We start from the raw sequence: 7,457 nt of genomic DNA, 5'->3' as shown, positions 1-7,457 counted from the left end.
GGACGTGCCGCTGGTATAAGAACGGGGTGAACCGCTTTTCCCCGGAGGGGGATGCCATGCCCGGACGGGCGGATGGTGTGCTGCGACTTTGATTGTAAGGGGTACGCAGTTTTTCCCCTTGTCATAAGAGTAGCAACAAATTATTCATCATGCAAGCGAAATTGTTTCGATGCCCGGTTCACGTTTCCAGCAGCTCCGGGCATTCTTCGGCACCCTTCGGGGTAATCACGATTTGGGGTGTTTTGTCACCAAGCAGACGCATTTTCCCTTCCACTAGGATCCAGCCTTTGCGCCGGGCCACTTCCTGTCCGACGAATTCCACCACTTTTTCAAGTGGTGCGGGCAAACCGCTTGCTGTCCATGCCGATTTTCAGCTTGTTTCCTCTGATTTTCTTGCCCTTTTCCGCCGCCAACAGATACCCGATACGCTGATAAAGCTTATTGATCTGCGTCCGGTACTGGGGGTCGTGCCGGTCGACATGCAAGGCTGTCGAGAGGGTATCCATGAGGCCCACCAGAAACTCCCATTCCAGGCTCATCAACCAGTCGCTGGTGCAGAACCGTTGATTGCCCCGGCGCAGGTGTGGCCGGCAAATAGCCCATGTTTATTCCTGTTGGGTTCGTTCCGGGGCACTGACCCACATTTTGAGCAATCTTGTTTCCAAGCCGCCTTCCAAGGCTTCAATGTACCCATTTTTTACGCGAAACAGATACGGCGTCGCATGAACATCCATTCGCTTGACGATGCTCATGACCTTCTCCATGGTGAAGGTGCCTGTAATCAGGCGTTTTCTGTCCTGTGTCAGAAGCTCAACATCCTTTCTGCCCTGCTTGAACAGTGTCATCTTGAATAATTCGCGAAGGTCCTCCGGCGTGGTTTCCCCGCCCCAGGCCCAGGCCGCTGCGGTCTGTGATACCGGGCCGCCGAAGGCCACCGGCACCCAGCGAACCTCGAATGGTTCTTCCCTGAGCACTTCCTGCACGACATCAAAGAAGCGGAAGCAGTGCAGACAGCCAAAATCCACGATAACCCACAGCACCGGCACATCCGGGTCGTCCACCGCGCCCTGACGAATCGACGGCAGGAATTCCAGGGTTTCCAGTGTCACATTGACCCGGTTGCCTCCCTTGATGCCGGGTACACGCGACGTGGATTGTCCCGCCGCCGGCATGGCCCGGATCTCGCCGGCAATGGTGAATTCTCCGCCGTCGGGGTTCATGTAGAATGTCAGCGCCCGGCCAGGCGGCAGTTTTGCACGTATTCCCGTAGTACCGCCAGGGCCGGGAAAGACTTCCAGTATCTTAATGCCCAACAGCCGCCACAGGCCCAGGGTGGCCCGAACCTTCTGCGGCGGCTGGTAGGGTTTGTCCTCGTGAATGTCTGGCGATACATCGGCATTTTTTATCGCTTTGCCACCCTCTTTCGACATCCGTTCCAGGTACTGCTGATGCGATTTTTTGCGGTATTCCCGCCACTTCTTCCCAAACGCTTCCCATTCCTGACCGGACGATGCGTTTTTGGGAGCAGGCGCGTTCTCGGCACCGACACTGACGCCGATCAGCGTCACGAACAGCAGTGCGGATAATCTATTGAGCATCGGTGCGAGACTCCGCTTCCAGTTCCTTCATCACTTCCCCAAACCAGTCCCGGTCCGCGGTGCCTTCGTGAATTCTGGCAAGCAGGCCGGTGGCCAGCTTGAACAGCAATCCGTAGTCGCCGGTCACCCGGTCGGGGTCCGTAATGAACTGCCCCTTGATTACCAGGGTCGGGGTGACCCGCGGGCGGTAATGCAGATACCGTTGATGCGCTTCCATGATGGCTTCCATGTTTTTGGGGTCTTCCCAGTGCTGTTTGAATTCGGTTACCCTCAGGCCGCTTTCCCTCGCTGCCTCTTCATAGGTGAGATAACTGTTTGGATCTTTACCCGCTGACTGAATCAAATAATAGACATAGCTGTTGAATATCGCGATTTTCCGCGGTTCCGTCAATTTCGCCGCATAAAAGGCCCGGCCGTAAATGATGCTGGATTTGTCTTCTACCACGGGGACGGCTTCAAGTATCAGATTTGGCGGGAAGCTGTTTCCCCAGACATAGAACTGGGAATCGTATTGCGCACAGAACGGACAGGTGTAACTGAAAAAGTACAGTACCCGGTTCAGGTCCTCTGGCGCATACGGGTCCGTTTTGAGATAAGGTGCCTCCACATTGGGAAGTTTCGCAGCAACCGCCATATTCAGCGCGAGGGTCATGCTCAGAAGCAATGATAGCGCCCATCTCATGCGGCTTTCTCATCTTTTCGTTGGATGATTCGGTCCGTCCCACCAATCCGTATTACCTCTGCAATCGGCACTTTCCCTTCACGGCACAGCCGCATCGCCGCCTGTGCCAGCGTTTCGAACTGTTTCTGGTTCTGGCAGGCTTCCTCGATCTCCGATGCTGGCCGGGCCATGTTGACCATTTTGGCGATGTCACTGTCGACCACCAGCATTTCCACTACAGGGATTCGTCCAGCCAGTCCGTTCTTGCAGTTCCCACAGCCATTGGGCTCATATACCGGAGAATGCCGGTCCTTGATGTCATAATGTTCCATCCAGGTCCGCTCGAACTCATTCGGTGGACGGGGCATCGTGCATTCACACAGGCGCTGGGACAGGCGCTGTGCCAACACGCCTTTGAGCGCGGTGCCCAGGTTGAAAGGCTCAACCCCCAGATCCAGCATGCGCGTGATGGTCGCAGCGGCATTGTTGGCGTGAATCGTGGATAACACCACATGGCCTGTTAGCGCCATTTCAGTCGCCGTTCGGGCCGTTTCCGAATCCCGGATTTCCCCCACCAGCGCCACATCGGGGTCCTGGCGCATCATCGCGCGCAAGGCTTTGGCAAACGTCATTTCCACGGTTACCTGCCCCTGAACCAATCCTTCCAGGCGGTATTCCACCGGATCCTCGACCGTGATGATTTTCCGCTCCGGCGTATTGAGTTTGTTGAGTGCCGCATACAAGGTGGATGTCTTGCCGGAACCCGTTGGCCCGGATACCAGCAGCATGCCTTCCGGGCCGAACATTATTTTTTCGATTTCCCGGCGGACGTCCGGCGTCATCTCGACCTCCTCGAGTTGCCGGGACGCATTGTTCTGATCAAGCAGGCGGCACACAATGGAATGGCCTGTGCGTATCGGGTAGATGTTTACCCGGATATCGACAACCCGTCCATCGACCTCCAAAAACATCCGTCCATCTCTGGGCGCTTGCAGCTCTGATGGAGGAATACTGCTTTTTTTGCGGATTTTGTCCTGAATATCCCGGCTCTGCGCCCGGGATATACGTGAATACTCGCTCATGATCCCGTTATGGCGCCGACGAATGACCGCGCCTTCGTCGGTGTCTTCGATATGAATGTCTGAATAACCACCGCGGGCCGAGTCTTTGAATAGATTGTTGAGCAGGTCCACGGTGTGCGCATCGTGCCGCGCCGTCGAAATGAAACAGGGAGGTTCCCGGAATTGCTTTTTATCACTCACGTATCTGTTCCCACTATCTTTGACAAGGCTTTTCTGATTTTTCTGGCATACCGCTCCCGGAGGTCCGGCCGTCGGGCAGAGGCGTTGTAGGCCCCTACCGCCCGCCATGTCGGGCCATACCGATTCATGTTCCCCCGCAGTACCCAGGCCCCGACGTGAATGTTGACGCAGGGATCAAACAAATCATTTCGCGTGATGCCAGCCTTTTGCTTGAGCGTCGGAAGCCAACGGGAGTTGATCTGCATGATTCCAATATCTTCGCTGTTGCTGTTCAGTGCATACGGGTCCATCCCGCTTTCCTGCATTGCGACCACATAAATCAACAGGTCCGAGACGCCGTAAAACGTCGCTGCCGATTGGATGCATTCGGCAAGGCTGTAGCCGCTGTTGGCGCCTGGCACCACCAGTGGGTTGTCGTCAGCGGCTACGGCAGAATGGGTCAGCAGCGCCAACACCGTCCCCTGTATCGCCGAACTGAGCCACCCCCCAGGCATCGCCTACCCTTTATTTGCCATCCGGCAGGACCGACACGATTTGACGGTAGGTGTTTTCATCTGGCAGGCCCATGTGTGTCCCAACGCTCCCGGAGCGCGTGCGGTACATCAGAAATGGCGTGCCTTTGAGTCCCATGTCATTGAAGTATCGGTTGGCCTCGGCTACCGCCTTGGCGCCGTATTCATCATATTCCGGTGATTTCTCGCCGGTTCCTTTGTAATACTGCCGCAGCATCTCTGCACCTTGTCCTGACATTCGTTTGTTCAGCGAGTACACGGCCTCAGCCTTACCATCATGCCCAAGGGAAGAAGTGAGAATCCAGCGAATCCGAAGTTTTCCGTCCCGCAGGTCGCGGTCGACCATTTCATGCAGTTTCGCGCAATAAGGACAGTTCGGGTCTGCGAACACATACACCAACGGCGCATTCGGGTGACCTTCCTCGATGTACTGCATTGCCTCGAGTTGGCTCACCACGGCATCGAGCGCACTGTCAGGCATGTTTTTCGTCACGTACTGGGCAGTGAGATTTCTTCCTTCAGCGTCGAATATCATGCCCACGATAAAATGCTGCATCGCCTCATCGACGTACATCACGATGTTCTTCACCTGACTCGTATTGACCACCACGCCCGTCAACCCCATGGGGGCAGCAAATGTCTCCTTTACAGAGACAGACTTTCCCATGGCCCGGTTCAGAAATTCATTGGCCTGAACGGCCGTCAGAGGCGCTGCCAGCAAGGATGTGGCGTGAAAACAGATAATCCCGGCCAGAAGGCTGGCAACACCCCGCCCTTTTGCTCGTTTTACGGCAGGGGGATATGGAATGATATGCATTGAGGCCTCCCGGCTATCGGTAGTTCGGGAGGCAGTTTGACATAAGGAAGTTGCCCGGTTTCATTTCTAAAGCGACTTTTTTACACGCTTTGCCGTTGTTCTGAACGAAAAGCGCGATACACCCCACGATGGAGGAGTGCCTCTCACTCCATTTAGGACGCGGCCACCAAGAACACGATGCCGAACACGATGAGGCTCTGAACGCCTATCAAGAATACCACCAACAGGACGGCAACCGCCCACCCCGATTCGCTGCCGATCAAGCCCAACATGCCCACAGCGCTGGGTGAGCCGCTTTTTACATCGGCCCACTCGCTGAATTTTCGTGGATTTTTATCTTTGACCTTCATGAGGATGGACAGCAGGGATTTTCGCCAGAAATAGAAGCCAACGCCCCCTATGACAAACAATTCCACTCCAAAAAGCGCCGTATTCTGCATACGACTACGGTGCTGTCAGCAGTTCCTGCCCCTCGGCATCGTGCTTGGAGGATGCCGAGCAATCGATCCGCATGCCTCGCGGCGCTTTCACGCCAAGCTCAACTTTGTTTCCTCTGATGCTGACGACAACGATACGGATGTCATCGCCGACTTTCACTTGATCGTTCACGCTTCGCTTTGTTAACAGCATTTCCAATAGACTCCATTAAGTTTTCTTGGATTCTACTGTTTCGCCAGCTCAAAAAATCATTTTCTAAAGCATTAAATCGACCGTTTTCGTTCAATTCGGCAACATACCCACTACCATCAGCTGCAGCCTTTTCTCCCCTTTCCAGTGATTCCATTTTGGGGCATACACCACCGTATAGGTAACACCATATTTTGGCCTGCACTTGTCATCCACGAAGAACCATACCGCCTGGTATTGCCTTTTGCCGCTTTTCAGCACCAGCTTTACATGCCCCCCTTCTTTGCCTATTGTCCGTACACGCGCCACCCGAAATACCGACATGAATCGTGCTTCGGGGAATTCCCGGCCATAGGGCTCCAGGCTCTCCAGTTCTGCTACCAGGCAGGTATCGACTTTTTCCGGTTCCAGCCAGCCATCTGTTTCTATGGTCGGATATAACTGTCGTTCACCCACCTGGCGTGCCACTTCGTGATCGAAGAGTTGCCGAAATGTTTCCAGGTGCTGCTTTTTAATCCTGGCGCCGCCTGCGCCTGCATGACCGCCATAACTGCCAGGAGGCAGGATGTCCGGGTTGTCTTTGCTGATGGCGTCAAATCCCTGTTTGACATGGAACCCTTCCACCGTGCGGAAACTCCCCGTCAGCATTTCGTCAGATTCATATTGGGGCGAGAAAAAACCACAGGGCCGGCCAAACCGTTCTGTAATCCGGGCGGCATTGATACCATGAATACCCGCATGGCCATCTTCAAGAAAGACCACCACCCCCCGGCGCCCCTGATCGACCTGCTGTTCCGCTTGCTTCAGAGCCTTTTCTGTCATGGCCCGCTCAATTTTCTTTCGTTTCTCGTTGGCAGTTTCCAGGGCCGTCCACCAAAAGTCTGCGATACTTTCATCAGGCGCGAGGAAGAAATTGGCACCACCGAGCGGATCTCCGACCCGGGAGTAAGCATTGACGGCCGGCCCCAGAAGAAAGGCAAAGTCCTCCGAGGTGACGTATCCTCCCCGCACCATTCGGTTGGCGACGCGCCAGCAGGGGCGGATACCTTCCCGCACCTGTTTCAGGCCCGCCCGGACCAGTGCCCGGTTATTCTTGCTGCGGGACATAGATACGCAGTCCACTACGGTTCCAAGGGCCGCCAGTCCTATCAGGTTGGTCAATTTGGGGGCCTCTGCCGGCAAAAAGCCCATATTGATCAGTTCCTGACGTACCTGTGTCATTACCAGGAATGCCACATAGCAACCGGCAATTTTTCGATCCGGATATTCAGAATCCGGTCGCGCAGGGCTGACCACCGCATCGGCCGACTCAGGAATACTGGGACGACCATCTACGACAGGAAATTCGTGATGATCGGTCACTACTACGCGGTGACCTTTTTCTTTCAATTGCCTGATCCTGGGTTCGTCGCTGGACCCCATATCAGAAGTAATAATCAGCTTTGGCTCGTTTTCCCGCCAGGCCAGAATGTCGTTCACCAGCTTTTGTGTCAGTCCATAACCGCTCTTCAGTTTATGCCCGGCGATTGCCAACACATTGCCCTGGGGGACATCGAAATGCTTGGTCAGCGCTTCATAAATAATGGCTTGGGCCGAATTGCCATCGCTGTCACTATCGGACGCTGAAACGATTGGAATCTCATTTACCACGGCATGCGCAATCAGTTGTGCAGCTTTGGCAATATCCGGCAACAAGGCAGGCGGATCCAGGTCTGCCAGTGATGGCCATAAATCCTCCGGCGCCACACCCCGGCCCGCTACGACCCGGGCCGCCGTTTCTGACAATCCCTTTTCATCCTTCAGCCGCTTTACAAGATGGGTGTCGACGTGCCGCTCTCGCACCACGGTTGACCACTTCCCACGGTCGACCCGTAACGTGGTGTCTGTTGGCGAATCAATGAGTTTTTTGTTTTCCATTTCCATTTCCATTACCTTTGCCTTCAAATGATTCTTTACTTACCTTATAGCATTTTTTTTGGT

The 7,457-nt window shown here is 54.8% G+C and carries 10 protein-coding genes; all 10 read right to left on the bottom strand.

The annotated features are described in order from the left end of the window. Positions 1-178: 178 nt before the first annotated feature. The 10 genes from ACOCD2_RS08970 to ACOCD2_RS08925 all read right to left on the bottom strand — a co-directional run bounded on the left by ACOCD2_RS08970 (position 179) and on the right by ACOCD2_RS08925 (position 7,394). The gene (locus tag ACOCD2_RS08970; RefSeq protein WP_293647238.1) at positions 179-346 is read right to left on the bottom strand and encodes a hypothetical protein; all 168 of its coding nucleotides are present in this window, start codon (positions 344-346) and stop codon (positions 179-181) included. Then, a complete protein-coding gene (locus ACOCD2_RS08965; RefSeq protein ID WP_293674886.1) occupies positions 330-539 on the bottom strand; it encodes a hypothetical protein in 210 nt (69 codons plus the stop codon). The genes ACOCD2_RS08970 and ACOCD2_RS08965 overlap by 17 nt, the downstream gene beginning before the upstream one ends. 66 nt (positions 540-605) lie before the next feature. Further along, positions 606-1,598, bottom strand: coding sequence for a DsbA family protein (locus ACOCD2_RS08960; RefSeq protein ID WP_295436434.1), 993 nt, complete (start codon positions 1,596-1,598; stop codon positions 606-608). Beyond that, complete coding sequence (locus ACOCD2_RS08955) at positions 1,588-2,280, bottom strand: thioredoxin domain-containing protein (protein WP_295392690.1); 693 nt, start codon at positions 2,278-2,280, stop codon at positions 1,588-1,590. Before ACOCD2_RS08955 ends, ACOCD2_RS08960 begins: the two co-directional genes overlap by 11 nt. Further along, entirely contained in the window at positions 2,277-3,521 is a 1,245-nt protein-coding gene (locus ACOCD2_RS08950; RefSeq protein ID WP_293672710.1) for a GspE/PulE family protein, read from the bottom strand. Before ACOCD2_RS08950 ends, ACOCD2_RS08955 begins: the two co-directional genes overlap by 4 nt. Beyond that, positions 3,518-3,973, bottom strand: coding sequence for a lytic transglycosylase domain-containing protein (locus ACOCD2_RS08945; RefSeq protein ID WP_293647248.1), 456 nt, complete (start codon positions 3,971-3,973; stop codon positions 3,518-3,520). The genes ACOCD2_RS08950 and ACOCD2_RS08945 overlap by 4 nt, the downstream gene beginning before the upstream one ends. Before the next feature lie 52 nt (positions 3,974-4,025). Further along, entirely contained in the window at positions 4,026-4,754 is a 729-nt protein-coding gene (gene dsbG, locus ACOCD2_RS08940; RefSeq protein ID WP_419603935.1) for a thiol:disulfide interchange protein DsbG, read from the bottom strand. Positions 4,755-5,002: 248 nt separating this feature from the next. Continuing rightward, a complete protein-coding gene (locus ACOCD2_RS08935) occupies positions 5,003-5,266 on the bottom strand; it encodes a hypothetical protein (protein WP_293885309.1) in 264 nt (87 codons plus the stop codon). 28 nt (positions 5,267-5,294) lie between these two features. Then, positions 5,295-5,480, bottom strand: coding sequence for a carbon storage regulator (locus ACOCD2_RS08930; protein WP_293647254.1), 186 nt, complete (start codon positions 5,478-5,480; stop codon positions 5,295-5,297). Between the two features lie 90 nt (positions 5,481-5,570). Beyond that, positions 5,571-7,394 carry a single-stranded-DNA-specific exonuclease RecJ gene (locus ACOCD2_RS08925; RefSeq protein ID WP_293652506.1) on the bottom strand — a complete coding sequence of 608 codons (1,824 nt, stop codon included), beginning with the start codon at positions 7,392-7,394 and terminating at the stop codon, positions 5,571-5,573. Between the last annotated feature and the right edge of the window lie 63 nt (positions 7,395-7,457).

Source organism: Thiolapillus sp. (assembly GCF_048562965.1).
Lineage (GTDB): Bacteria > Pseudomonadota > Gammaproteobacteria > Chromatiales > Chromatiaceae > Thiolapillus > Thiolapillus brandeum_A.
The sequence above is the reverse complement of the archived record's forward strand: the minus strand, read 5'-3'. Positions and strand labels throughout refer to the sequence as shown.